Origin of the sequence: Streptomyces sp. NPDC051211 (genome assembly GCF_040689505.1) — a bacterium.
In the GTDB taxonomy this organism is placed as follows: Bacteria; Actinomycetota; Actinomycetes; order Streptomycetales; family Streptomycetaceae; genus Streptomyces.
The window spans coordinates 33,222-57,281 of the sequence record NZ_JBFBAV010000021.1 but is presented as its reverse complement, the minus strand read 5'-3'; the positions used below and the strand labels follow the sequence as shown (position 1 = coordinate 57,281).

The 24,060-nt window shown below is 71.3% G+C and carries 21 protein-coding genes, 1 tRNA gene and 1 riboswitch; of the genes, 7 read left to right on the top strand and 15 right to left on the bottom strand.

The window, feature by feature from the left end; all coding sequences use genetic code 11:
- Positions 1-15: 15 nt before the first annotated feature.
- Positions 16-858, bottom strand: coding sequence for a MurR/RpiR family transcriptional regulator (locus AB0447_RS21265; RefSeq protein WP_366478254.1), 843 nt, complete (start codon positions 856-858; stop codon positions 16-18).
- Positions 859-998: 140 nt separating this feature from the next.
- Here AB0447_RS21265 and AB0447_RS21260 point away from each other — a divergent pair, with 140 nt between their 5' ends.
- Positions 999-1,382, top strand: coding sequence for a hypothetical protein (locus AB0447_RS21260; protein WP_366478253.1), 384 nt, complete (start codon positions 999-1,001; stop codon positions 1,380-1,382).
- Between the two features lie 421 nt (positions 1,383-1,803).
- On the opposite strand, the gene AB0447_RS21255 is transcribed toward AB0447_RS21260, so the two are convergent.
- Positions 1,804-3,186, bottom strand: coding sequence for a cystathionine beta-synthase (locus AB0447_RS21255; RefSeq protein ID WP_366478299.1), 1,383 nt, complete (start codon positions 3,184-3,186; stop codon positions 1,804-1,806).
- A 147-nt stretch (positions 3,187-3,333) separates the two neighbouring features.
- Here AB0447_RS21255 and AB0447_RS21250 point away from each other — a divergent pair, with 147 nt between their 5' ends.
- The 3 genes from AB0447_RS21250 to AB0447_RS21240 all read left to right on the top strand — a co-directional run bounded on the left by AB0447_RS21250 (position 3,334) and on the right by AB0447_RS21240 (position 6,963).
- Positions 3,334-4,353: an SGNH/GDSL hydrolase family protein gene (locus AB0447_RS21250; RefSeq protein WP_366478252.1), complete on the top strand. Its 1,020-nt coding sequence runs from the start codon at positions 3,334-3,336 to the stop codon at positions 4,351-4,353.
- Positions 4,354-4,607: 254 nt separating this feature from the next.
- Positions 4,608-5,828, top strand: a complete 1,221-nt coding sequence (locus tag AB0447_RS21245) for an acetyl-CoA C-acetyltransferase (protein WP_366478251.1) — start codon at positions 4,608-4,610, stop codon at positions 5,826-5,828.
- Between the two features lie 316 nt (positions 5,829-6,144).
- Positions 6,145-6,963 (top strand): hypothetical protein, encoded by an 819-nt coding sequence (locus AB0447_RS21240; RefSeq protein ID WP_366478298.1) that lies wholly within the window; start codon positions 6,145-6,147, stop codon positions 6,961-6,963.
- Here AB0447_RS21240 and AB0447_RS21235 read toward each other — a convergent pair.
- Positions 6,947-7,282 carry a hypothetical protein gene (locus tag AB0447_RS21235; protein WP_366478250.1) on the bottom strand — a complete coding sequence of 112 codons (336 nt, stop codon included), beginning with the start codon at positions 7,280-7,282 and terminating at the stop codon, positions 6,947-6,949. The two genes, AB0447_RS21240 and AB0447_RS21235, sit on opposite strands and share 17 nt — an antisense overlap.
- A 104-nt stretch (positions 7,283-7,386) precedes the next feature.
- Between AB0447_RS21235 and AB0447_RS21230 the strand changes: the two genes are divergently transcribed.
- Positions 7,387-7,617, top strand: a complete 231-nt coding sequence (locus AB0447_RS21230; protein ID WP_366478249.1) for a DUF4287 domain-containing protein — start codon at positions 7,387-7,389, stop codon at positions 7,615-7,617.
- 88 nt (positions 7,618-7,705) lie between these two features.
- On the opposite strand, the gene AB0447_RS21225 is transcribed toward AB0447_RS21230, so the two are convergent.
- Positions 7,706-8,563, bottom strand: coding sequence for a Bax inhibitor-1/YccA family protein (locus AB0447_RS21225; protein WP_366478248.1), 858 nt, complete (start codon positions 8,561-8,563; stop codon positions 7,706-7,708).
- 146 nt (positions 8,564-8,709) lie between these two features.
- Positions 8,710-8,791 (bottom strand) — tRNA-Leu (locus AB0447_RS21220).
- A 408-nt stretch (positions 8,792-9,199) separates the two neighbouring features.
- Between AB0447_RS21220 and AB0447_RS21215 the strand changes: the two genes are divergently transcribed.
- Positions 9,200-9,973, top strand: a complete 774-nt coding sequence (locus tag AB0447_RS21215) for an ABC transporter ATP-binding protein (protein WP_366478247.1) — start codon at positions 9,200-9,202, stop codon at positions 9,971-9,973.
- Positions 9,974-10,129: 156 nt separating this feature from the next.
- A complete protein-coding gene (locus AB0447_RS21210; protein ID WP_366478246.1) occupies positions 10,130-12,676 on the top strand; it encodes an FtsX-like permease family protein in 2,547 nt (848 codons plus the stop codon).
- A 119-nt stretch (positions 12,677-12,795) separates the two neighbouring features.
- On the opposite strand, the gene AB0447_RS21205 is transcribed toward AB0447_RS21210, so the two are convergent.
- The 10 genes from AB0447_RS21205 to AB0447_RS21160 form a co-directional block, all read right to left on the bottom strand.
- Positions 12,796-14,169: a cyclopropane-fatty-acyl-phospholipid synthase family protein gene (locus AB0447_RS21205; RefSeq protein ID WP_366478245.1), complete on the bottom strand. Its 1,374-nt coding sequence runs from the start codon at positions 14,167-14,169 to the stop codon at positions 12,796-12,798.
- Positions 14,170-14,308: 139 nt separating this feature from the next.
- Positions 14,309-15,691 carry an NAD(P)/FAD-dependent oxidoreductase gene (locus tag AB0447_RS21200; RefSeq protein ID WP_366478244.1) on the bottom strand — a complete coding sequence of 461 codons (1,383 nt, stop codon included), beginning with the start codon at positions 15,689-15,691 and terminating at the stop codon, positions 14,309-14,311.
- Positions 15,692-16,107: 416 nt separating this feature from the next.
- Positions 16,108-16,506: a VOC family protein gene (locus AB0447_RS21195; RefSeq protein ID WP_366478243.1), complete on the bottom strand. Its 399-nt coding sequence runs from the start codon at positions 16,504-16,506 to the stop codon at positions 16,108-16,110.
- 88 nt (positions 16,507-16,594) lie between these two features.
- Positions 16,595-17,548, bottom strand: a complete 954-nt coding sequence (locus AB0447_RS21190; RefSeq protein WP_366478242.1) for a Ppx/GppA phosphatase family protein — start codon at positions 17,546-17,548, stop codon at positions 16,595-16,597.
- Positions 17,545-18,090 (bottom strand): DUF501 domain-containing protein, encoded by a 546-nt coding sequence (locus AB0447_RS21185; RefSeq protein ID WP_366478241.1) that lies wholly within the window; start codon positions 18,088-18,090, stop codon positions 17,545-17,547. The genes AB0447_RS21190 and AB0447_RS21185 overlap by 4 nt, the downstream gene beginning before the upstream one ends.
- Before the next feature lie 31 nt (positions 18,091-18,121).
- Entirely contained in the window at positions 18,122-18,604 is a 483-nt protein-coding gene (locus AB0447_RS21180; protein ID WP_366478240.1) for a septum formation initiator family protein, read from the bottom strand.
- Between the two features lie 98 nt (positions 18,605-18,702).
- The gene (gene eno, locus AB0447_RS21175; RefSeq protein WP_366478239.1) at positions 18,703-19,989 is read right to left on the bottom strand and encodes a phosphopyruvate hydratase; all 1,287 of its coding nucleotides are present in this window, start codon (positions 19,987-19,989) and stop codon (positions 18,703-18,705) included.
- 309 nt (positions 19,990-20,298) lie between these two features.
- Positions 20,299-21,027 carry a transglycosylase family protein gene (locus AB0447_RS21170; protein ID WP_366478238.1) on the bottom strand — a complete coding sequence of 243 codons (729 nt, stop codon included), beginning with the start codon at positions 21,025-21,027 and terminating at the stop codon, positions 20,299-20,301.
- A gap of 3 nt (positions 21,028-21,030) precedes the next feature.
- Positions 21,031-21,202, bottom strand: a riboswitch (cyclic di-AMP (ydaO/yuaA leader).
- Between the two features lie 276 nt (positions 21,203-21,478).
- The gene (locus tag AB0447_RS21165) at positions 21,479-22,654 is read right to left on the bottom strand and encodes a transglycosylase family protein (RefSeq protein WP_366478237.1); all 1,176 of its coding nucleotides are present in this window, start codon (positions 22,652-22,654) and stop codon (positions 21,479-21,481) included.
- Between the two features lie 145 nt (positions 22,655-22,799).
- Positions 22,800-24,056: a cytochrome P450 gene (locus AB0447_RS21160; RefSeq protein ID WP_366478236.1), complete on the bottom strand. Its 1,257-nt coding sequence runs from the start codon at positions 24,054-24,056 to the stop codon at positions 22,800-22,802.
- Positions 24,057-24,060 lie beyond the last annotated feature (4 nt).

The window sequence follows — 24,060 nt, the reverse complement described above, 5'->3', positions numbered from 1 at the left end:
CGCGGGCCCCGCGGGCTACTCCACGAACAGGCCGCGGGCCGCGGCCTTGGTGTCGAAGGACTCCAGCCTTGCCTGCGCATCCGGCAGCGCATCCGCCATCGCCTCCAGCAGCACCCGCCCCAGCAGCATCGGCGCGCACGCCGTGTCGAAGGCCAGCCCCGTCCCCACCGGGGCCGGGATCAGCAGGTCCGAGTGCCGGGCCACGGGTGCGAACGCCGAGTCGGCGACCGTGACCACGGTCAGGCCGACGGACCGCGCGTACTCCAGCGCCTCCAGCACCTCCCTCGGATGCCGCGGCAGCGCGAAGCACAACAGCGCCGAGGCCCCGGCCTCCGCAGCCGCGTCGATGCGGTCGGCCAGCATCGAGCCGCCCTCGTCGAGCAGCCGTACGTCCGGATGCACCTTGCCCGCGAAGTACGCGAAGCCCCGCGCCTGCGAGGACGCGGCGCGCAGCCCCAGCACCGGCAGCGGCACCGACCCGGCCAGCAGCCGGCCCGCCTCCTCGGCCGGTCCGGGGTCGGCGAGCATCGCCGCGAGATGCCGCAGGTTGTCGATCTCCGCGTGGACGGCCTGCTGGTACGCGTTGTACTCCGCCCCCTCCCCCGCCTCCGGCCGCTCCGCCGGTGCCACCTCGCGCAGGTACTTGCGCAGCGCCGGATACCCGTCGAACCCGAGCGCCACCGCGAAGCGGGTCACCGACGGCTGGCTGACCCCCGCCAGCTCGGCGAGCTCCACGCTCGACAGGAACGGCACCTCGGCGGCCCCCCGCACCATGCAGTGCGCGATCCGGCGCTGCGTCGGCGTCAGCCGGTGCCCCTCGAACAGCTTTTGCAGCCGCGCAGCCGGGCTGTCGCTCATCCCGTCCCACCCTCCGTCCAGCTTTTATTCACTCACGCAGCACTCTGCATGCAGCTATGCAGGACGGCAAGCCGCGACCGGCCCGCGAGACGGGGGCTAGCACCAGTGCGGGCCCCGCCCGGCGTTCCTACGGTGGGGCCATGGAAGCCCATGCCCAAGAGTTGAAGAAGGAACTCGACGCCACGCTCAAGGCCCGGCGGGAACTGGGACCCGAGTACGAGGCGGCGCTGGTCGACTCGTTCGTCGAGAAGGTCGACACCCAGGTGCGGCGGCGGCTGGCGGAACAGCGCCTCTCCGCCGAACGCGGCGGCCGCGCACCCGCCCCGGCCGAAGGCAACTTCGGCGAGCGCTTCGGCTTCGCCATCATCACCCTGATCCTGGCGATCCCGCTCTCCGCGATCGGCCAGGCGCAGGCGGGGCTGGAAGGCCTGCTGGTGGCCTGGGGCGGCATCCTCGGCGTGAGCTTCATCCACGCGTCCAAGTCCTGGCTCCCCCGGCGGCGCCGAACCGCCGACTCCGACTGAGCCGCCCCCGGCCGGAAAGCGCCGGGAAAACGGCACGAGCCCGACACGTGGCGGCAGCACCGGCTTAACACGACCCCGGCACAGTGGTGTTGTCGGCAGGACCCGGACACCCAGGGCCCCCGCCGACACCACCGAACGGCGTTCGCGCACCTCCGGAGCGGCTCCCGGAACGCGTGGACGCCACGGACGCGGACGACCGGCCCTGACCCGGCCCGTGTCCTCAGCGGGAACCGCCGTCGTCCCGCCCCCCGGGCCCTCCCGGGGGTGCGGCGGTTCCCGCTGACACCCTTTTCCGCAGGGCCGGCCGTGCAGGGCCGGCCGTGCAGTGCCGACCGTGCAGGGCCGGCCGTCCTGTGCCGGCCGTGCAGGGCCTACCGCGCCGGGCCGGCGGAGCCGGAAGGGGTCCCGCCGGCTCCTGCGGCTACTTGGCGTCGCGGGCCAGGAACGACAGCAGGTCCTGGCGGCTCACCACACCGGTCGGCTTGCCTTCCACCAGGACGATCGCCGCATCCGCGTTCCCCAGCACCTTCATCAGGTCGCCCACCGGCTCCCCGGAGCCGACCTGCGGGAGCGGCGCGCTCATGTGCTTCTCCAGCGGGTCGGAGAGCGACGCCCGCTGCGTGAACAGCGCGTCCAGCAGCTCGCGCTCCACCACCGAGCCGATGACCTCGGCGGCCATCACGTCCGGGTGCCCCGCCCCCGGCTTGACGATCGGCATCTGCGAGACGCCGTACTCGCGCAGCACCTCGATCGCCTGACCGACCGTCTCCTCCGGGTGCATGTGCACCAGCGACGGCAGCGTGCCCTGCTTGTCGGCGAGGACCTCCCCGATGCGCGCCGACGGGCCCGCCTCCTCCAGGAAGCCGTGGCCGGCCATCCACTCGTCGCTGAAGATCTTGCTCAGGTAGCCGCGGCCGCTGTCCGGCAGCAGGACGACGACGACGTCGTCCGGGCCGAGGCCCTCCGCGGCGCGCAGCGCGGCGACGACCGCCATGCCGCAGGAGCCGCCGACCAGCAGGCCCTCCTCCTTGGCGAGGCGGCGGGTCATCTGGAAGGAGTCCTTGTCGGACACCGCGATGATCTCGTCGGTGACGTCGGGGTCGTAGGCGGTCGGCCAGAAGTCCTCGCCGACGCCCTCGACGAGGTACGGGCGGCCCGAGCCGCCGGAGTACACCGAGCCCTCGGGGTCGGCGCCGATGACCTTGACCTTCCCGCCGCTGACCTCCTTGAGGTAGTTGCCGGTGCCGGAGATCGTGCCGCCGGTGCCGACACCCGCGACGAAGTGGGTGATCTTCCCGTCCGTCTGCTCCCACAGCTCGGGGCCGGTGGTCTCGTAGTGCGAACGGGGGTTGTTCGGGTTGCTGTACTGGTCGGGCTTCCAGGCGCCGGGCTCGCGCGCGAGGCGGTCGGACACGTTGTAGTACGAGTCCGGGTGCTCGGGGTCGACGGCGGTCGGGCAGACCACGACCTCGGCGCCGTACGCGCGCATGACGTTGATCTTGTCCATCGACACCTTGTCAGGGCAGACGAAGATGCACTTGTAACCCTTCTGCTGGGCCACGATGGCGAGTCCTACACCCGTGTTGCCGCTGGTGGGCTCCACGATGGTGCCACCGGGCTTGAGGGCTCCGCTCTGTTCGGCGGCCTCGATCATCCGTACGGCGATCCGGTCCTTCACGGATCCGCCGGGATTGAAGTACTCGACCTTGGCCAGGACGGTGGCCTGGAGGCCTTCGGTCACACGGTTGAGCTTCACCAGCGGGGTGTTGCCGACGAGGCTGATCATCGAGTCGTGGAATTGCACCATGTTCTCCAAGGACGGGACTCCACGGGTTCTCCGGGAGACACCGCCAGAGTATGCGGAAAGGGATTGGCCGAGCGTCGTTAACGGGCAGGAACGGGTCAGGCAGTCCGGCACCCGTCCGGCAGCGACGAGGAGGTGGCTCAAAGGGTGTCCAGAGCGAGGACGGCTCGCCGCATCGCGGCGGGGGCGGCGTACGGCGGGGGCGGGCTCGGCCTGCTCGGTGCGGCAGCGGTGGGAGTGTTCCTGGCGGAGGTCCAGCTGGCGAAGCGGACGGTGGGCACGGGCCTGCCCGATCCGCCCCGTGCGGACGGGCAGTACGGGACGGAGTTCGGCGGCCCCGAGCTCAGCCCGGGCCCGCTGCGGCTGGCCATGCTGGGCGATTCCACGGCGGCCGGGCTGGGCGTGCGGCGGGCCCGCCAGACGCCCGCGGCGCTGCTGGCGTCCGGACTGGCGGCGGTCTCGGAGCGGCCGGTGGAGCTGCGGAACGTGGCACTGTCCGGGGCGATGTCCGACGACCTGGAACGTCAGGTCTCGCTGCTGCTGGACGGCGACGGGCCGCCCCCCGACGTCTCCGTGATCATGATCGGGGCGAACGACGTGACCCGCCGGATGCCGCCCACCCAGTCGGTGCGGCTGCTCACCGAGGCGGTCCGGCGGCTGCGGCTGGCCGGCTCCGAGGTCGTCGTCGGCACCTGCCCGGACCTGGGCACCATCGAGCCGGTGTACCAGCCGCTGCGGTGGCTGGCCCGGCGGGTGTCCCGGCAGCTGGCCGCCGCGCAGACCATCGGGGTGGTCGCCCAGGGCGGCCGGACGGTGTCGATGGGGGACCTGCTGGGGCCGGAGTTCGCGGCGAACCCGCGCGAGATGTTCGGCCCGGACTCGTACCATCCCTCGGCGGAGGGCTACGCGACCGCGGCGATGGCCGTGCTGCCGACGCTGTGCGCGGCACTGGGGGTCTGGCCGGAGTCCGACCGGCTCGACGTGTCGCGGGACGAGGACATGCTGCCGGTCGCCAAGGCGGCGTCCGCGGCGGCGGGGCAGGCGGGCACGGAGGTCACGGGGACGCCGACCCCGACGACGCGCGCGCCGTGGGCCATCCTCAAGCACCGGCGCCGCCGCCGGCTCCCGGCCACGGAACCGGTCACCGAAGCCCCCGTCGCCCAGTAGGTCCGGCCCCGGGCCCCCGGCGGCCCGCCGCGGCCCCGCGGGGCTGCACGGAGCTGCGCGGAGCCGGCCATCGGCCGCGCAGCGGCGTCGCAGCCCGGCCGGGGTTTGCGCCGCGGGGTGCGGGGCAGAGCCCCGGCGACGGCGGCGCGCCCGAAAAAGGGGCCCGCATCACACCGCCGAGGCGGTGACCTCGACCGTACGGGCCGGTAACTTCGCATGCGGTCCGCACACCGCCGCAACCCCTTGGAGCCCCGATGCCCGAAGCCGTCATCGTTTCCACCGCCCGCTCGCCCATCGGGCGCGCCTTCAAGGGGTCCCTGAAGGACGTCCGGCCGGACGACCTGACCGCCACGATCATCCAGGCCGCGCTGGCGAAGGTCCCGGAGCTGGACCCGCGCGAGATCGACGACCTGATGCTCGGCTGCGGCCTGCCGGGCGGCGAGCAGGGCCACAACCTCGCCCGCATCGTCGCGGTGCAGATGGGCATGGACTACCTGCCCGGCGCCACGATCACCCGTTACTGCTCCTCCTCGCTCCAGACGTCCCGCATGGCCCTGCACGCCATCAAGGCGGGCGAGGGCGACGTCTTCATCTCCGCGGGCGTGGAGATGGTGTCGCGGTCCGTGAAGGGCAGCAGCGACGGCCTGCCGGACACCCACAACCCGCTCTTCGCCGACGCCGAGGCCCGCACGGCCGCCGTCGCGCAGAGCGAGGGCGCCTCCTGGCACGACCCGCGCGAGGACGGCCTGATCCCGGACGCGTACATCGCGATGGGGCAGACCGCCGAGAACCTGGCCCGCCTCAAGGGTGTGACCCGCCGGGACATGGACGAGTTCGGCGTCCGCTCGCAGAACCTCGCCGAGGCCGCGATCAAGAACGGTTTCTGGGAGCGCGAGATCACCCCGGTCACCACCCCGGACGGCACGGTCGTCTCCACCGACGACGGCCCGCGCGCCGGGGTCACCCTGGAGGGCGTGGAGGGCCTCAAGCCGGTCTTCCGTCCCGACGGCCTGGTCACGGCCGGCAACTGCTGCCCGCTCAACGACGGCGCCGCCGCGCTCGTCATCATGAGCGACACCAAGGCGCGCGAGCTGGGCCTGACCCCGCTGGCCCGGATCGTCTCCACCGGCGTCACCGGCCTGTCCCCCGAGATCATGGGCCTGGGCCCGGTCGAGGCCAGCAAGCAGGCCCTGAAGCGGGCCGGGCTGACGGTGGGCGACATCGACCTGTTCGAGATCAACGAGGCGTTCGCGGCGCAGGTGATCCCGTCCTACCGGGACCTGGAGATCCCGCTGGACAAGCTGAACGTCAACGGCGGGGCCATCGCCGTCGGTCACCCGTTCGGGATGACCGGCGCGCGGATCACCGGCACGCTGATCAACAGCCTCCAGTTCCACGACAAGCAGTTCGGCCTGGAGACGATGTGCGTCGGCGGCGGTCAGGGCATGGCCATGGTGATCGAGCGCCTCAGCTGAGCCCGGTCCGCGTCTGAGGCGACCGCTCCGTGGACACGGCCCAGGCCCCCCAAGGGGCCTGGGAGATCATTCCGTCCCTGCTGACGCCGATTCCAATCCCGTCGCGGCCGACCTGTGACCGAATCTCCCCCAGGATGTGACCTTTGTCCTGGGGGATCGGTATTTACCCAGGTCAACCTGGGTGCGGGGGTGGCTGGTGTGACGAAAGGCCTGTCCAGTTCGTGACGTAATGCACTGCATGCCATTCCCAGGTCAGGTCAAGCTGATGTAGGAAGTCGGGGGATCGAATCACTTCAGGAGTTAGTCAGTGAGCGCCATGTCTCTTGCCCTGCTGCTGACCACGGCCGCTGCCACGGCCGTGGGCGCTGCTGCGCTGCACGCCGTCCACGGCCTCCGTAAGCAGGTCACGGCCCTGCGCGGTGAGCTCGCGTCGTCGGTCCACCCCCGCGGTGCGACCGTCCCGCACGCCCGCAGCGCCGTCGAAACCCCTGCCGCCGAGATACGAGCCGCCGTGGCCGAGGCCCTGGCCGAGGAGCGCGAGCGCGAGCTGGCCGAGGCGCGGGCCTTCTGGGCCGCGCAGGAGGCCCGTGACGCCGCCGACGCGCCGTCCCTGCTCGGCGGCCTGCCCGGCCTGGGCGAGGACAACCCGGTCTTCCTGCCCCGGCAGGCGGACATGGTGGGCCTGGACCCGCGTCCGGGCGACGACTCCGCCTTCGAGGACGAGTACCCGGAGCACGCCGCGGACTCCGCCGAGCTGGCGGCCGCCCGCCGCCGGCACCCCTCGCACCCGGACTTCGTGCCGGTGCAGTCGAACCCGGGTGCCGACCACGAGCGCACGGTCAGCCGCCTGGAGGAGCTCGCAGAGGCCCGTACGGCCCTCGCCGACGTCCGTCCCGGCCCGCTCGGCACCCTGGACGTGTACGTGTTCACCGACGGCACCACGCTCTGCATGACCCCGGGGCACCGGGAGACCGCCGAGCGGCTCGCCGAGGCGCTCCGCTCGGGTACCGCGCCGGTCCTGCTGGGCGGTTCCGGGATCTCCGGCGCCTACGCGCTGACCTTCTCCTGCGGGGACTCCGAGAACCCCGACAACAACGTCTACATCCTCGCGGACCGCGTCATCGCATCGCTCTGAGTTCCGCCTGCTCCACCAGCCGCACGGCCTCGTCCAGTCCCCCGGACGGGGCCGTCGTGGCATCCGCGGGCAGGGCGCGCAGGGCCTCGGCCAGGTCCCGACCGGCGACCGCCACCTGGTCCCCCACCGCGAAGATCCCGGCGTCCGGCATCTCGCGCGGCCGGGCAGCCCCCTCCAGCCGCTGCGCCCGCGCGGAGAGCTCCCGCGCCAGCGCCAGCCCCTCGGCCGCCGCACCCCGCTGCAGCCGGCTCTGCGGCGCGGCCCTCAACCGGTCGGCGAAACGTTCCACAACGGCGTCCAGGGGTGAAGTATCAAGCACCCGGCCGACCTTACGCGCCGTCCCGGCACCATTGCCAACGGGCGAACACTGCGGCACGGTGGCGTGAAGAGAACAGCACGACGGCGATACCCCCGGAGGCGCCCATGTCCGTAGAGTTCTCCGAGCAGACCCACCGCAACATGATCGACCGAATCCCCCAGACCACCGGTCGTGATCTGTCCGACTGGCTCCGCGCCGTCGACGAGGGCCCCTCCCTCGTCCGGTTCGAAGAGAAGATCAGCTGGCTGCGCGGGGCGTACGAGCTCTCGTACGGCCAGGCCAAAGCCATCCTCCACGAGTACGACCTGCGCCGGGCCGCCAGAAAGTTCGGCTGATCCCCCCTCCGTCCCAGACGAGGGAAGGCCCCGCGAGCGGTGCTCGCGGGGCCTTCCCCATGCCGGAGGCAGACGTCTGCCGGTCCGGCTAGTCGTCGCCGGACAGGATCGAGAACAGGCGCAGCAGCTCCAGGTAGATCCACACCAGGGTCAGGGTGAGGCCGAAGGCCGCCAGCCAGGACTCCTCGCGCGGGGCGCCGTAGGTCACGCCGTCCTCGACCTGCTTGAAGTCCAGGGCGAGGAAGCAGGCGCCGAGGATGACGCCGATGACGCCGAACAGGATGCCCAGGCCGCCGGAACGGAAGCCGAGGCCGTCGCCGCCGCCGAACACCGAGAACAGCAGGTTCGCGACCATGAGCAGCATGAAGCCCATGGTGGCGGCCATCACGAAGCCGTAGAAGCGGCGGGTGACGCGGATCCAGCGCATCTTGTACGCGAACAGCACGCCGGCGAACACGCACATCGTGCCGAGCACGGCCTGGACGACCACACCGGGGCTGATGTACGTGCTGGTCGCAGAGCTGATGACGCCGAGGAAGACACCCTCGAAGGCGGCGTAGCCCAGGATCAGCGCGGGCACCGGCTTGCGCTTGAAGGCCTGGACGAGCGCCAGGACCATGGCGATGAGCGCCGCGCCGATGGCGATGCCGTAGGACTTGCCGACGTTGGCGGGGTCGACCGGAAGGGCGATCCAGGAGATGACGGCCGTCAGCACGACCGTGCCCAGCGTCATGGCCGTACGGCTCACGACGTCGTCGATGGTCATCGCGTTGGCGGTGACCGGGGCCTGCGGCATCCCCGTGGTCGGGTCGGTCGCGTAGGGGTTGGTCGCGTACGGGTTGGCCGCGGTACCGGCCTGCATCTGCGGCTGCGCGTCAAAGCCCGCGTAGCCCCCGTTGTCGCGGCTGAACCCCCGTCGCGAGAAGACCGGGTTGCTGCTCCTCATCTCACTCCTCCATGGCCACCGTGCGCGGCCTTGCAACAAGAGTAATGCGCTCGCAAAAAAAGCACCCTACTGCTGGAGGAGGATCTTAGGAGAAGGCAGGGCGAAGCGCAGGAGATAAAGAGGGCGGCACCGGGAGGAGGCGGAAGTGCCCGGAGCCGGACTTGAACCGGCACGGCCCGAAGGCCAGCGAGGTTTAAGCTCGCCGTGTCTGCATTCCACCATCCGGGCAAGGCCGTGCCGCTCGTACATAAAGCCTTGAACGCAATGGTGAGCCTATCCGGAACTCCGCTCACTCCACGTGACGGTCATTCCGATGTTGTCTGATTTTATTGGCGCTTGAGGGGTCGTCAGGGAGCAGAACCCGGGGTCGGCCCCCTGTCGGTGTCGATCACGCCCAGTCCGGGAATGACGGGATTTCGATGCCCGCCGCCACCCTGTACGCCACCCCGGGCCACCCCGGCGGTCAGGGGGCGGTCCGGGCGGCCGTCATACCAGAGGAGGACCCCCGGCCCCCGGCGGTCAGACTCCGGTCGCCCTGCGAACGGGCACGGCGGCTGATCCGGGGCGGGGGTGGCCGCGGCGAGGATGGAAAGGTCCCGCAGACCGCGTCCCGGCCCCCCGACAGGAGCACCCGAAGTGACCACGATGAACTACGCCCAGCGCACCACCCAGGCCGTGGCCGCCCGCGCCACCGGCCTCTCCAAGGTGTACGGCCAGGGCGAGACCCAGGTGGTCGCCCTCGACAACGTCTCCGTCGACTTCGGGCAGGGCCAGTTCACCGCGATCATGGGCCCCTCGGGCTCCGGCAAGTCCACCCTGATGCACTGCGTGGCCGGGCTGGACACCTTCTCCTCCGGCTCCGTCCGGATCGGCGAGACCGAGCTGGGCTCCCTGAAGGACAAGCAGCTCACGCAGCTGCGCCGGGACAAGATCGGCTTCATCTTCCAGGCGTTCAACCTGCTGCCCACCCTGACCGCCCTGGAGAACATCACCCTTCCCATGGACATCGCCGGCCGCAAGGCCGACAAGCAGTGGCTGGAGACCGTGATCCGGATGGTCGGCCTCTCCGACCGCCTCGGCCACCGCCCCACCCAGCTCTCCGGCGGCCAGCAGCAGCGCGTGGCCGTGGCCCGTGCCCTGGCCTCCCGCCCCGAGATCATCTTCGGTGACGAGCCCACCGGAAACCTCGACTCCCGCTCCGGCGCCGAAGTCCTCGGCTTCCTGCGCAACTCCGTCCGCGAACTCGGCCAGACCGTCGTGATGGTCACCCACGACCCGGTCGCCGCCTCCTACGCCGACCGCGTCATCTTCCTCGCCGACGGCCGCATCGTCGACGAGGTGCACAGCCCCACCGCCGACGGCGTGCTCGACCGGATGAAGGCCTTCGACGCCAAGGGCCGCACCAGCTGAGGCCCCCGCCCCTGCCCGCGCGGCCCGCGTTCGGGTCGCGCTGAACCTCGCCACCGCTGCGGGCAGGTGCCGCCCTCGTGCCTCGGGCGACCCCTACCCTCCGCTCCGGCTCGGCCCAGCCGCTCGCCGACCCACTGACCTCTGGACTCCTCCACCATGTTCCGTACCGCCCTGCGCAACGTCCTCGCGCACAAGGCCCGGCTGCTGATGACGGTGCTCGCCGTCACCCTCGGCGTCGCCTTCGTCTCCGGCACCCTCGTCTTCACCGACACCCTCAGCAAGGCCCTCTCCAGCCAGTCCGCCAAGAGCTACGACGGCGTCGCCGTCTCCGTCACCTCCCACGGCCCCGGCCTCAACGACCAGGGCGTCCGGGAGGGCGACCCGGGCATCAGCCAGAAGACCCTCGACAAGGTCAAGGCGCTGCCCGGCGTCGACTCCGTCTCCGGCCGGGTCTTCGGCTTCGCCGGCGTCGGTGACGAGAACGGCAAGCTGATCGGCACCGGCTGGGCCAACCAGGGCTCCAACTACGCCCCCGTCAAGGACGGCAAGGACCCGCGCTACGCCTTCACCCACGGCACCGGCCCGGCCGCGGCCGACCAGATCGCCCTGGACAAGGAGACCGCGAACAAGGGCAAGTACACGGTCGGCGACCGGGTCCGGGTCGCCACCAACGGCCCGGTGAAGGAGTACACCCTCGCCGGCGTCTTCACCACCGACGACGGCCAGGTCAACGCGGGCGGCAGCCTGGTGCTCTTCGACACCCCCGTGGCCCAGCAGCTGTACCTGAAGCCCGGCTTCTACGGGGAGCTGTCGGTCGGCGCCAAGGCCGGCACCTCCGCCACCACCCTGCTCGCCGAGATCAAGCCGCTGCTGGGCGAGAACAGCACCGCCAAGACCGGCGCCGAGCTCGCCGACGAGCAGGCCAAGGCCATCGAGCGCGAGATGGCCGGCATGAGCACCGGACTCCTGATCTTCGCGGGCATCTCCCTCTTCGTCGGCATCTTCCTCATCTACAACACCTTCACCATGCTGGTCGCCCAGCGCACCAAGGAGCTCGCCCTGCTCCGCGCGGTCGGCGCCAAGCGCGGCCAGGTCATGCGCTCCGTCCTCGCCGAAGCCGGCGTGGTCGGCATCGTCTCCGCCACCATCGGCCTGGTCAGCGGTGTCGGCCTGGCGATCGGCATCCGCTCCCTGATGGACTCGCTCGGCGCCAAGATCCCGGCCGGCGACCTGATCATCGCCCCGGCCACGATCGTCATCGCCCTGGTCATCGGCGTGGTCATCACCACCCTGGCGGCCCTCGTGCCGGCCTGGCGCACCGGCCGGATCCCCCCGGTCGCCGCCATGGGCAGCGCCCACCTTCCGGCCACCGCCAAGTCGCTGGTGCTGCGCAACGTCATCGGCTGCCTGCTCGGTCTGCTCGGCGTCGGCGTCGTCTTCCTCGGCGTCTCCATGGGCAAGGACGGCAAGGAGACCGTCGCGGCCGGCGGCTTCTTCCTGATGCTCGGCCTGATCGTGCTGCTGCCGCTGCTGTCCCGGCCGGTCATCGGGGCCGTCCGCCCGCTGCTGGAGCGCGTGTTCGGCGTGCCCGGCAAGCTGGCCGCGCAGAACGCGGTGCGCAACCCGCGCCGCACCGCCGTCACCGCCGCCTCCCTCGCCATCGGCCTCACCCTGGTCACCTCCATGTCGGTGATGGGCATCACCATGGGCAAGGCCGTGGACCGGATGAGCACCGACAAGCTCAAGGCCGACTACAAGGTCTCCATGTCCGGCGGCATGGGCAGCCTCGACACGTCCGTCGCCGAGACCCTGGCGAAGGCCCCCGGCATCAAGGCGGTCTCCCAGCAGGCCGAGTACTACCTGAAGATCAACGGCGAGCACCGCTCCACCTCCGGGGTCAACGCGGCCGCCATCGGCGAGCTGCTCAACGTCGAGGTGGTCAGCGGACAGCTGAGCAGCCTCGCCCAGGGCCAGGTCGCGGTCGCCGAGAAGACCGCCGAGTCGAACAAGCTGTCCGTCGGCTCCCCGCTCCAGGTCCAGTACGAGGACGGCACCAAGGCCCAGCTGAAGGTCGGCGCCGTCTACAAGGACATGGAAGGGCTGCTCTCCCCGTACGTCGTCGACGACAAGGCGGTGGGCGCGCACAGCGAGGACCCGTACATCCGCGAGGTGTACGTGAACACCTCCGCCGGCGAGTCGAAGGCCGGCGAGAAGGCCGTCATCGACGCCCTCGGCAACAACCCGGCGATCACCGTCGCCACCCAGCAGGACATGCGCAACGAGATGGGCGGCATGGTCAACCTGGCGCTGAACATCATGTACGGCCTGCTCGGCATGGCGCTGATCATCTCGGTGCTCGGCGTGGTCAACACCCTGGCGATGTCCGTCTTCGAGCGGACCCAGGAGATCGGCATGCTGCGGGCGATCGGCCTGGACCGCGGCCGGGTCAAGAACATGATCCGCCTGGAGTCCGTGGTGATCTCGCTGTTCGGTGCGGCCCTGGGCGTCGTGGTCGGCATCTTCCTCGCCTGGGCCGGCGGCACCACCTTCTCGGCCTCCGTACCCGGCTACCAGCTGGTCCTCCCGTGGGACCGGATCGGCCTGTTCCTGCTGCTCGCGGCGCTGGTGGGCGTGATGGCCGCGATGTGGCCGGCGCGCAGCGCGGCGCGGCTGAACATGCTGACCGCCATCAAGACCGAGTAACCGGCCCGGCAGGACACCCCCTTGGGACAGGGACACGGAGGGGCCCCGCGACCACACGGTCGCGGGGCCCCTCCGCTTTCGGCCTTCCGCGCCCGGGCGGCCGCGCTCGGCCGACCGGGTCAGACCGCCGGCCAGCTACGGGTCCGCAGCGGCAGGCCCGAGGTGCCCGGCGGGGAAGTACGGACCGCCAGCACCTGGTTGACGCCCAGCCGGGCGTGCTCGAAGCCCAGCGCGGACGCGGCCATGTACAGCTGCCAGACCCGGGCCCGGCCCGGGGAGGTGAGGCGGACCGCCTCGTCCCAGGCGGCCTCCAGGCGGGTCACCCAGGCCCGTAGGGTCAGCGCATAGTGCTCCCGGAGGGATTCCACGTCCCGGACCTCGAAACCGGCCCGCTCCAGCTCGCCGACCGTGCTGCCGACCGGAGAGAGCTCCCCGTCCGGGAAGACGTACGCGTCGATGAACTCGTCGATCCGGTACGCCGCTTCGTCCGGATCGGGGCGCCGGGCGATCTGGTGGTTCAGCAGCCGGCCGCCCGGCCGCAGCAGCGCGTGCAGGGCGCCGGCGTACTCGCGGTACCGGACCGAGCCGACGTGCTCGGCCATCCCGATGGAGGAAATCGCGTCGTACGGCCCGTCCCTGACGTCCCGGTAGTCCTGGATCCGGATCTCGATCCGGTCCGCCAGACCCTCCTCCGCGACCCGTTTGCGGGCGTACGCGGCCTGTTCACGGGAGAGCGTGACCCCGGTGACCCGGGCCCCGTACGCGCGGGCCGCGTGCAGCGCCATGGAGCCCCAGCCGCAGCCGACGTCCAGCAGCCGGTCCCCCTCCGTGAGGCCCAGCTTGCGGCAGACCAGGTCGAGCTTGTCGTGCTGGGCCTCCTCCAGGGTGCCGCCGGGCCGCCAGTAGGCGCAGGAGTACACCATGGACGGACCGAGCACGAGGGCGTAGAACTCGTTGCCCACGTCGTAGTGGTGACGGACCGCCTGACGGTCCCGCCCCCGGCTGTGCGCCGTGCCGGACCGCCGGACCGCCTCCTCGGGGGGCGGTGCGGGCGCCGGGAGCGGCCGGGCGAGCCCGATCAGCCCGCGTACGGCGGCCCGCGCGGCCGGGTCACGGGCCAGCGCCAGGGCCCCGGCTCCGCGGGACCGGGCCGTCTTCGCGGCCGGCCGGGCGCCCGTGGCGGGCTCGGCGGCCGGGTCCACCAGGTCGGCCGGGTCGGCCCGCGGCCGCTCCCAGAGCAGGCCGGACAGCAGGGTGAGGGCCTCGTACAGGTCGCCCTCGACGGTCAGTTCGCCCGCCACCCAGGCCCGGGCCAGGCCCAGCTCGCCCGGTTTCCACATCAATCGGCGCAGGGCCCGGCGGTGACGGATGACCAGCACGGGCGCGCCGGGCGGGCCGGCCTCGCTGCCGTCCCAGGCACGGACGCGTAGGGGCAGCGGTGCACCCAGCAGGGTCTCGGCAAGAGCGGCCAGCCGCGGCGCGGCGTCGGTCATGGCGAACACCTCCACAAAGGCTCGACATTTCCGACTACCCAGCGCGGGCCCCGGGTACGCCGAAGGGGCCGCCCGCACCACGGATGGCAGGCAGCCCCTTCGGGGATGGAACAGGACCGGGCCGGTCGGCCCGGCGGCGTCAGGACGCCTTGGCCTTCTCGGCCGGAGCCGACGCGGGAGCGGCCGGGGCCGGCTTCGCGGCCTCGTAGAACTCCTCGCGGGGGCTCTCCAGCGCGCCGAGGGAGACGACCTCGCGCTTGAGGAACATGCCGAGGGTCCAGTCGGCGAAGACGCGGATCTTGCGGTTCCAGGTCGGCATGGCCATGCCGTGGTAGCCACGGTGCATGTACCAGGCCAGCCGGCCCTTCAGCTTGATCTTCATCTTGCCCATGACGATCATCGCGACGCCCTTGTGGACGCCGAGACCCGCCACCGCACCCTTGTTGGAGTGCGCGTACTCCTTCTGCGGGAAGCCCCGCATGCCGGAGATGACGTTGTCGCCGAGGACCTTGGCCTGCCGCAGCGCGTGCTGCGCGTTCGGCGGGCACCAGGCGTTCTCCACGCCGGCCTTGCGGGCGGCGAGGTCCGGAACCTGGGCGTTGTCGCCCGCGGTCCAGATGTAGTCGGTGCCGGTGACCTGGAGGGTCGGGGCGGCGTCGACGTGGCCGCGCGGGCCCAGCGGCAGGCCGTAGCGGGCCAGCACCGGGTTCGGCTTGACGCCGGCGGTCCAGACGATGGTGCTGGAGTCGACCTCGAGGCCGTTCTTCAGCACCACGTGGCCGTCCACACAGGAGTCCATCGAGGTGTTGAGGTAGATCTCGATGCCGCGGGACTCGAGGTGCTCCTTGCCCCAGGTGCCCAGCTTGGGGCCGACCTCGGGAAGGATCTTGTCGGCCGCGTCCACCAGGATGAAGCGCATGTCCTCGCGCTTGATCGTGGTGTAGTACTTCGCGGCGTCGCGGGCCATGTCCTCGACCTCGCCGATGGTCTCCGCGCCGGCGAAGCCGCCGCCGACGAAGACGAAGGTGAGGGCCTTGCGGCGGACGTTCTCGTCCGTCGTGGACTCGGCCTTGTCGAGCTGCTCGAGGACGTGGTTGCGCAGGCCGATGCCCTCCTCGACGCCCTTCATGCCGATGCCCTGCTCTGCGAGGCCGGGGATCGGGAAGGTGCGGGAGACGGCGCCGAGCGCGATCACCAGGTAGTCGAAGGGCAGCTCGTACGCCTCGCCGACCAGCGGCGTGACGACGGCGACCTTGCGGTCCTGGTCGATGCTGGTGACCCGGCCGGTGAGAACCTCAGCCTTGGGCAGCACGCGTCGCAGCGGGACGACGACGTGCCGAGGCGAGATGCTGCCTGCGGCCACTTCGGGGAGGAAGGGCTGGTAGGTCATGTACGACCGCGGGTCGACGACCGTGACGGTCGCCTCGCCGTAGCGCATCTTCTTCATGATGCGCTTGGCTGCGTACAGGCCTACGTACCCACCTCCTACTACGAGGATCCTGGGACGCTCCGTGGTGCTCATGGAACGAGTATCCAGCACCCGGTAGAGGGACGCTCGTGAGCCCCTTCACAAGGTGCTGTGAACCCTCTGCTACACTGCGCCGCCCACGTGACCCAGGTCATGGCGCGCAACGGGAACCAGGGTGTAACGGAAGTCGTTGAAGACCAGGCCTGAACTGGGCTGCAGGCCCTCAAGAGGACTGGACCACCAGCTTCGTCCTTACCTCTGATACGAAACCCGCAGCACCTGCGATTCGCACAAACACACCCATGAAAGAGGCCTGCGGGCCCCCGGAGGGGCCCGGAAGGGCCTTCCACCGCCCCAGCAGGCCAGTTTTCCTTGTGAAGAACTTCACGAACTTTCTGTCGATCACGGGACCAAGGTCCCGATCAGGCCCCGCCGAACCCCCACTTGGACGCCGGAAACGTCAGTCCGGGTCAGTCCTGCGCGGCCGGGCAGAAGAACTCGAGGGCGATGTTGTCCGGGTCCTTGAAGCTGAGATGGAACCCGTACGCGTCCTCGACGATGCCGGAGTGCCCCACTCCCTGCTCGTCCAGCCGGGACGCCCACGCGTCCAGCTGAGCCCGGTCGGCGACATGGAAGGCGCAGTGGTCGAGCCCCACCCTCGCCGGGTCGAAGAGCTGCGATTCCTCCGTCGACGCGTGCCGGCGGAAACCGAGGACGAACGACGGGGAGGCACTGACCGCGAACGGGCCGAACTCGTCCTCCACGTCGAGAACCGTCTGCGTGTCGAGCAGCCGGTTGTAGAACTCCGCGCTGCGCTTCACGTCGCTCACGGTCAGGGCGACGTGCCCGATTCCGAGGGCCTCGGGCATGGACGACACCTCCTTGCGGTGATGCGCTGCCTCTCGTTCGATGCTACGCCGCCCGGAGGCCACGCCTCCGGGCGGCGCCGCACCGGCGTCACTCGGCGTCGGCTGCCGCACTCCAGGCGATGCCGTCCAGGATGTCGTGTTCCGAGACCACGACCTCGGCGGCCCCGATCCGCTCCATGATGGCCAGCAGGACGAGCGCACCGGCGCCGATCACGTCCACCCGGCCCGGGTGCATCACGCCGATCGCCGCACGCTCCGCGTGGGTTGCCGTCAGCATCCGCTCGCTGATCTCGCGGACCTTCTCGTACGGGATCCGGGCGTGGTGGATCGCCACCGAGTCGTACTCCGCGAGGCCGAGCGCGATCCCGGCGACCGTGGTCACCGAGCCGGCCAGGCCGACCAGGGTGCGGGCCTCGTCCAGCGGGACGCTCTGGGCCGCCAGGTCCAGGGCCGCCTCGATGTCCGCCCGCATGGCGGCGATCTGGGCCTCGGCCGGCGGGTCGGTGACGACGCCGTCCACGACCAGGTGCCGCTCGGTCATCCGTACGCAGCCCACGTCGACCGAGCGGGCGGCCCGGACGTGCTCCTCGCCGACCACGAACTCGGTGGAGCCGCCGCCGATGTCCACCACCAGGAACGGCCGCTCCAGGTGGTCGTGCGCGACGAGCTCCTTGGTGGCGCCGGTGAAGGAGAACTCCGCCTCCTCCTCGCCGGAGATCACCTCGGGCTCCACGCCCAGGATGTCCAGCACGCCCCGGACGAACTCGTCCCGGTTCTCCGCGTCCCGGGAGGCCGAGGTGGCCACGAAGCGGATCCGCTCGGCCCCCAGCTCCTTGATGACGGCCGCGTACTCACGGCAGGCCGCGAAGGTCCGCTCCAGCGCCTCCGGGGCGAGCCGGCCGGTCTTGTCGACCCCCTGGCCCAGCCGGACGATGACCATCCGGCGGTCCAGCTCGACCAGTTCACCCGTGGCGGGGTCGCAGTCCGCCACCAGCAGGCGGATGGAGTTCGTACCGCAGTCGACGGCGGCAACCCGGGTCACGCGTCCTCCTCGGTCGTCTTCTGCTCCCCGCACGGGGTGACGCAGGCGCCCTTGGCCCACCATTCCGGCAGCATCGCCAGGGCCTCGTCGCCGAACGGGTTCACACCGGGACCGGCGGCCAGCGAGTGGCCGACGAGCACGTGCAGGCACTTCACCCGGTCGGGCATGCCGCCCGCGCTCGGGAAGCCCTGGAGCACCTCGATGGCGTCCCGGCGCCGGATGTAGTCCTCGTGCGCGGCCCGGTAGGCGGCGGCCAGCTCGGGGTCCTCGGCGAGCCGGGCCTGCATCTCCTTCATCACGCCGTTGGCCTCCAGCGTGCCGATCGCGGAGGCGGCGCGCGGGCAGGTCAGGTAGTAGAGCGTGGGGAACGGGGTGCCGTCGGGGAGGCGGGGGGCCGTCTCGACCACGTCCGGCTGCCCGCAAGGGCAGCGGTGCGCGATGGCGCGCAGCCCGCGCGGCGGGCGGCCGAGCTGCTGCTGGAACGCCTCGATGTCGGCGTCGGTCGGCTCGGTCCGTTCGGTCTGGGGCGGGGGCGTCTGCATGCCTGGAGGAGTCTCTTCGTTCGCGGTTGATTCAGTTGGGGTCGGGGCGGTCGGCCTTGTCGACGCCGTCCCAGACGTTCGAGTACCAGGGGCGGTCGGCCGCTCCGTGTTCGGTGCGGTTCCGCTCCTCGGCCTCGGCAGTCGGATCGATCATGGTGTAGCCGATCTCCCCGGGCTGTACGAAGTGCAGGTGCTTGCGCGCCTGCTGCTTCACATAGGCCGGGTCCTGCCAGCGGGCCTTCTCGTCGCGCAGTTCCTCGAGGCGCTGGCGCGCCTCGTCCGCGGTCCGCTGCTGCTCCCCGATCTCCGAGCGCTGGGAGACGTACTGGCGCATCGGATACGCGAGGGCGACGATCAGCGTACAGAGGACGAGCACCAGCAGCGCGGCCCGGCCGGTGAGCCGGCTGCGGCGCACCTGGCGGCGCGACTGCGAGCGGTAGACGTGGGCGGCGGTCCGCTCGCCGAGCTGCTTGAGCCTGGTCGCGGTGGAGAACCGGTCCCGGTTCCCGGCCATGTCGCGCCTCCCCTTTACTACGCGCCTGTACGACGCAGAACGTCCCCGCCCACGGTACGGGACCGTGGGCGGGGACGTAGGGAGGCTCTAGAGCTATCTCAGCCCTTGAAGCGCGGGAACGCGCTGCGGCCGGCGTACACCGCGGCGTCGTCGAGGATCTCCTCGATGCGCAGCAGCTGGTTGTACTTGGCGACGCGCTCGGAGCGGGCCGGGGCGCCGGTCTTGATCTGGCCGCAGTTGGTGGCGACGGCGAGGTCGGCGATGGTGACGTCCTCGGTCTCGCCGGAGCGGTGCGACATCATGCACTTGAAGCCGTTGCGCTGGGCCATCTCGACGGCGTCGAGGGTCTCGGTCAGCGAACCGATCTGGTTCACCTTCACGAGCAGGGCGTTCGCGGTGCCCTCCTCGATACCGCGGGCCAGGCGCTCCGGGTTGGTGACGAACAGGTCGTCGCCGACGAGCTGGACGCGGGCGCCGAGCTTCTCGGTGATGACCTTCCAGCCGGCCCAGTCGTCCTCGAACAGCGGGTCCTCGATGGAGACGAGCGGGTACGCGTCGACGAGGCCCTCGTAGTACTCGGTCATCTCGGCGGCCGAGCGGGACTGGCCCTCGAACTCGTACTTGCCGTCCTTGTAGAACTCGGACGCGGCGACGTCGAGCGCGAGCGCGATGTCCTTGCCGGGGGTGTAGCCGGCCTGCTTGATGGCCTCGACGATGAGGTCGAGGGCCTCGCGGTTGGAGCCGAGATTCGGCGCGAAGCCGCCCTCGTCGCCCAGACCGGTGGACAGGCCCTTGCCCTTCAGCACGGACTTGAGGGTGTGGTAGACCTCGGTGCCCCAGCGCAGCGCCTCGGAGAAGGACTCCGCGCCGATCGGGGCGATCATGAACTCCTGGATGTCCACGTTGGAGTCGGCGTGCGACCCACCGTTGAGGATGTTCATCATCGGAACGGGCAGCAGGTGCGCGTTCGGGCCGCCGAGGTAGCGGAACAGCGGCAGGTCCGAGGCCTCGGACGCGGCGTGGGCGACGGCCAGGGAGACGCCGAGGATCGCGTTGGCGCCGAGCGAGCCCTTGTTGTCGGTGGCGTCCAGGTCGAACATGGCCTGGTCGATCAGGCGCTGCTCGGTGGCGTCGTAGCCGACCAGCTCGGGGCCGATCTGCTCGATGACGGCGAGGACGGCCTTCTCGACGCCCTTGCCCATGTAACGGTTGGGGTCACCGTCACGGAGCTCAATGGCCTCGAAGGCGCCGGTGGAGGCGCCGGAGGGAACTGCAGCACGGCCGGTGCTGCCGTCGTCGAGGCCAACCTCGACCTCGACCGTGGGGTTGCCTCGGGAGTCCAGGATTTCCCGGGCTACGACGACGTCGATGGACGGCACGAGCATCTCCTTCTGGGATGTGACGCTGGGTGTGCGGTGGCGCGTGGGCCGTGGGACGGCCCTGCCGGTCTAGAGCCTAACCGGCTCCGGGCGGTCGGCCGGCCGACCGCCCGGCTCCTGGGACGAAAAAGGGCCCGAATACCCGCCTTCCGGGACATAGAGCCCCGGATTTGGCGCCGCATCGAGGCCGTACCGACGCCGCACCGGGGCCGTACCGACGCCGGCGGCGGCGCCGCATCGACACCGGAAGCAGCGCCGCCCGGCGCGTCGGTGACGCGCCGGGCGGATGTGCCGTGCCAGGAGTTCGACCGGGGGTCAGGAAAGCTTCAGCTTCTGGCCCGGGAAGATCAGATCGGCGTCCTGGACGATGTCCTTGTTCAGCTCGTGCAGCTGCTGCCAGCCGCCGTTGACGTCGTGGGCGTCGGCGATCGCACCGAGGGTGTCACCGGACTTGACCTCGTACGAGCCGTTGCCGGTCAGCGGGGCGGCCGGGGCGGCGGGCTTCGCGGCCGGCTTGGAGGCGGGCTTCGACGGGGCCGGGGCCTGCGAGCGCTCGGACCGGGTGGTGGTCTCGGTGCGCTTCGTCTCCTTCTTCGGCTCGGTCTTCTTCGTCTCGCTCTTGGCCTTGGAGCCGGAGCCGTTCGAGGTGCCGGTGGAGCCGCCGCCGTACGCGGCGTTGGTCAGGCCCTTGCCGCAGTGCGGCCAGGCACCCTTGCCCTGGCCCTTGAGGACCTTCTCGGCGATGGCTATCTGCTGGGCCTTGGAGGCCTTGTTGGCGGTGGAGGCGTACGCCTTGCCGCCGTACGCGGCCCAGGTGGAGGCGGAGAACTGCAGGCCGCCGTAGTAGCCGTTGCCGGTGTTGATCGACCAGTTGCCGCCGGACTCGCACTGAGCGACGGCGTCCCACTGCGAGGCGGTGGCGGCGTTCGCGGTGCCCGCGGCCATCAGCGGAGCGGCCGCAGCGGCGCCGACGACACCGGCGAGCGCGACGACACGGGTGGCCTTGGAGGCGCGGCGGTGCTTGCCCTTGCCGGAAAGCAGCATGGAACTTCTCCTCACCGACGCCTACGAGGTGAGCTGTCGGGTTCGGGCGAGTGAGTTGCCCGGCCTCGCGACCTAGCGCGTGGCTTAACCCCCAGCCGTTCCGTGACCATCTCTCAATGGCCGGGCCCGGCACTTACCTTGGTTCCCCCGCTCCTGCCTTCGGCGCTTGACGCGACGACTGTTCCCTCCGTCCGCCGGCAGGATTCGGCGATGCGGTCGAAGGAGCCCGCGGTGGCGAGCGATTCAGAAGGTAGACAGGTCTGCCCCGGATCTTCAACGAGCGTTTCGGACGCGAAACCGCCCCTACTTGCGCTCCCCGAACGGGTGTTTGCGCAGGTGAGGGGCGGATTTGCGGAAGGTCACGGGTGGGACACGCCAGTTGACCGGAAGAGACACATGTCTCACTTGCACGAAAGGGACATTGAGCGCTTTCCGGCCGCCCGAACTAGCCCTATTTCGGGCTTACATCCAGATTCTGTCCCGGCTTGATGAGGTCGGCGTCATCCCCGATGACCTGCTCGTTGGCGGCGTAGAGGGCGTTCCAGCCGCCCTCGACCCCCTTGGCATCCGCGATGGCCGTCAGGCTGTCGCCGGGTTGGACGGTGTACGTCGGCCCGGACGCGGCGTCGGATGTGACGGGCGCCTCGACGGCGGGCGCTCCGCGGTGCCGTCCGGTCCCGGACTCCGTGCCCGCCGTGGGAGTGGCGCCCGACTCGGCGGTGGGGGCGGTCGGGTCGGCGGCGGGGGCGGTCGGGTCGGCGGTCACGCCGGGGCCGGCCGGGGTGGAGGGCGCCGTGGGGAAGCTCGGAACAACCGGGGTCGTCGGGTCGGCCGTCGGACCGCCCGGAGTGTCCGGAGTGCTGGGAGTGCCCGGAGTGCCCGGAGTTGTGGGGTCGGCCGGCGGGGTGGTCGGGTCCGCCGGGGTGCCCGGAGTCCCGGGCGTGGTGGGGGTGCCGGGAGTGCCCGGGGTGCCCGGAGTGGCGGGAGCGGTCGGGTCGCCCGGCACCGGCAGCGGGCTGACCGGAGCGGTCGGCAGGCCCGGCGCGGTGGGCGCGGTCGGCTGCGCGGGCGCGGTCGGCTCGGTGGGCGGCAGCGGCGCGGGCATCACCGGCACACCGGGGGTGAACACCCCGCCCGGGGCGGCCTGGTCGTAGTCCGCGGCGGCGTCCGGGGTTTCCTCCGGGCGGACCGGGGCGAGGGCCTCCGGCTCGGGAGCCCCCGGCTGGCCGGGGTCCACGGCGGCGGCCGGGCCGTCCTGGGTCAGCCCGGCCGACTCGGCGCACATCGCCCACGCCTGGGGTCCCTGCGCGGCCAGCACCCGCTCGGCGACGGCGATCTGCTGCGAGCGGCTGGCCAGGTCGGCGCGCGGGGCGTAGTCGAGTCCGCCCGCGTTCTTCCACTGCTCCTGGGTGAACTGGAGCCCGCCGTACGCTCCGCTGCCGTAGTCGGCGCTCCAGGTGCCGCCGCTCTCGCACTCGGCGACCTTGTCCCAGGTTGCGGTGTCCGCGGCGGTCGCGCTGGTGGCGGCGAGCAGCGGCAACGCCAGGGCGGAGCCGGTCACTCCGGCCGTGACGACGATCGCGGGGACCTGACGGGGCCGACGATGGCGGCCGTTCCCGGAACGCATGAGGGTGGACCTTTCGCGTGACAGCGGGGAGGTCACGGAACCTAGCGCTCCTCGAACGCTTGTCACAAGTCGATGCAGCGCAGATCACGTAAAGGTCACATTGGGCGTCCCGGCGGATCCGCAGCGCTGACCTGCGGTCAGTTAATTAGCGGGGTGTGAAGACAACCGGAAGGGTGCGCAGCCCACGCATGATGAGCCCGCCGCGCCAGCGCAAGGCCTCCGGCTCCACCGCGAGCTGTAGATCCGGAATCCGCGTCAGCAAAGTCGCCAGCGCCGTCTGGCCTTCCAGGCGGGCGAGCGGAGCGCCCAGGCAGTAGTGGATTCCGTGGCCGTATCCGAGGTGCTGGTTGTCGGTGCGGGAGAGGTCCAGGGTGTCCGGGGAGGCGAAGCGTTCGGGGTCGCGGTCGGCGGCGGCGAGGACGACGAGGACCGGGTCGCCGGCGGCGATGTCCTGTCCGCCGAGCGTCAGCGGGCGGGTGGCGAACCGCCAGGTGGCCAGCTCGACCGGGCCGTCGTAGCGGAGCAGTTCCTCCACTCCGGTGGCGAGCAGTCCCCTCTCGCCGGCCGCGAGGGAGGTCTGGAGGCGGGCGCGCTGGTCCGGGTTCATGAAGAGGGAGTGGACGCCGTTGCCGATCAGGTTCACCGTGGTCTCGAATCCGGCGAACAGCAGGATGAAGGCCATCGCGGCGGCCTCGTTCTCCGTCAGGTGCTCACCGTGGTCGCTCGCCCGGATCAGACCGGAAATCAAGTCTTCGCCCAGATCATCCCTTTTACGGTGAATCAGCTCGACGAGGTAGTTCCGCATCTGCTTCACCGAGCGGGCCACCCCGCCCCGCGGCCCGCCGCCGTGCCGGATCATCATCCCGGCCCAGTCGCGGAAGTCGTCCTGGTCCTCCCGCGGTACGCCGAGCAGCTCGCAGATGGCGTAGATGGGGAGCGGGAACGCGAACTCGTGGATGAGGTCCGCCTCCCCCTTCCCCGCGAACTTGTCGATCAGGTGGTCGGTGAGCTCCTGCACCCGCGGGGTGAACTCGGCGACCCGGCGCGGCGTGAACGCCTTCGACACCAGCCGCCGCAGCCGCGTGTGGTCCGGCGGGTCGATGTTGAGCAGATGGGTCATCAGCTCCGCCTTGCGCTCCCCCGGGATGCCGGTCTTGCCCTTGGCGTGCGCGGGCTCCGCGTGGTGCGCCGGGTTCTTGCTGAGCCGCTGGTCGGCGAGGGCCTGGCGGGCATCGGCGTACCGGGTCACCAGCCAGGCCTCGACCCCGCTGGGCAGCTTGGTGCGGTGCACCGGGGAGTGCTCGCGCAGCCAGGCGTAGGCCGGGTACGGGTCGGTCGCGAATTCCCAGTCGAAGAGCGTGGGCGCGGCGGGGATCTCGGAGGCGGCGGGGTCATCGTGCACCACC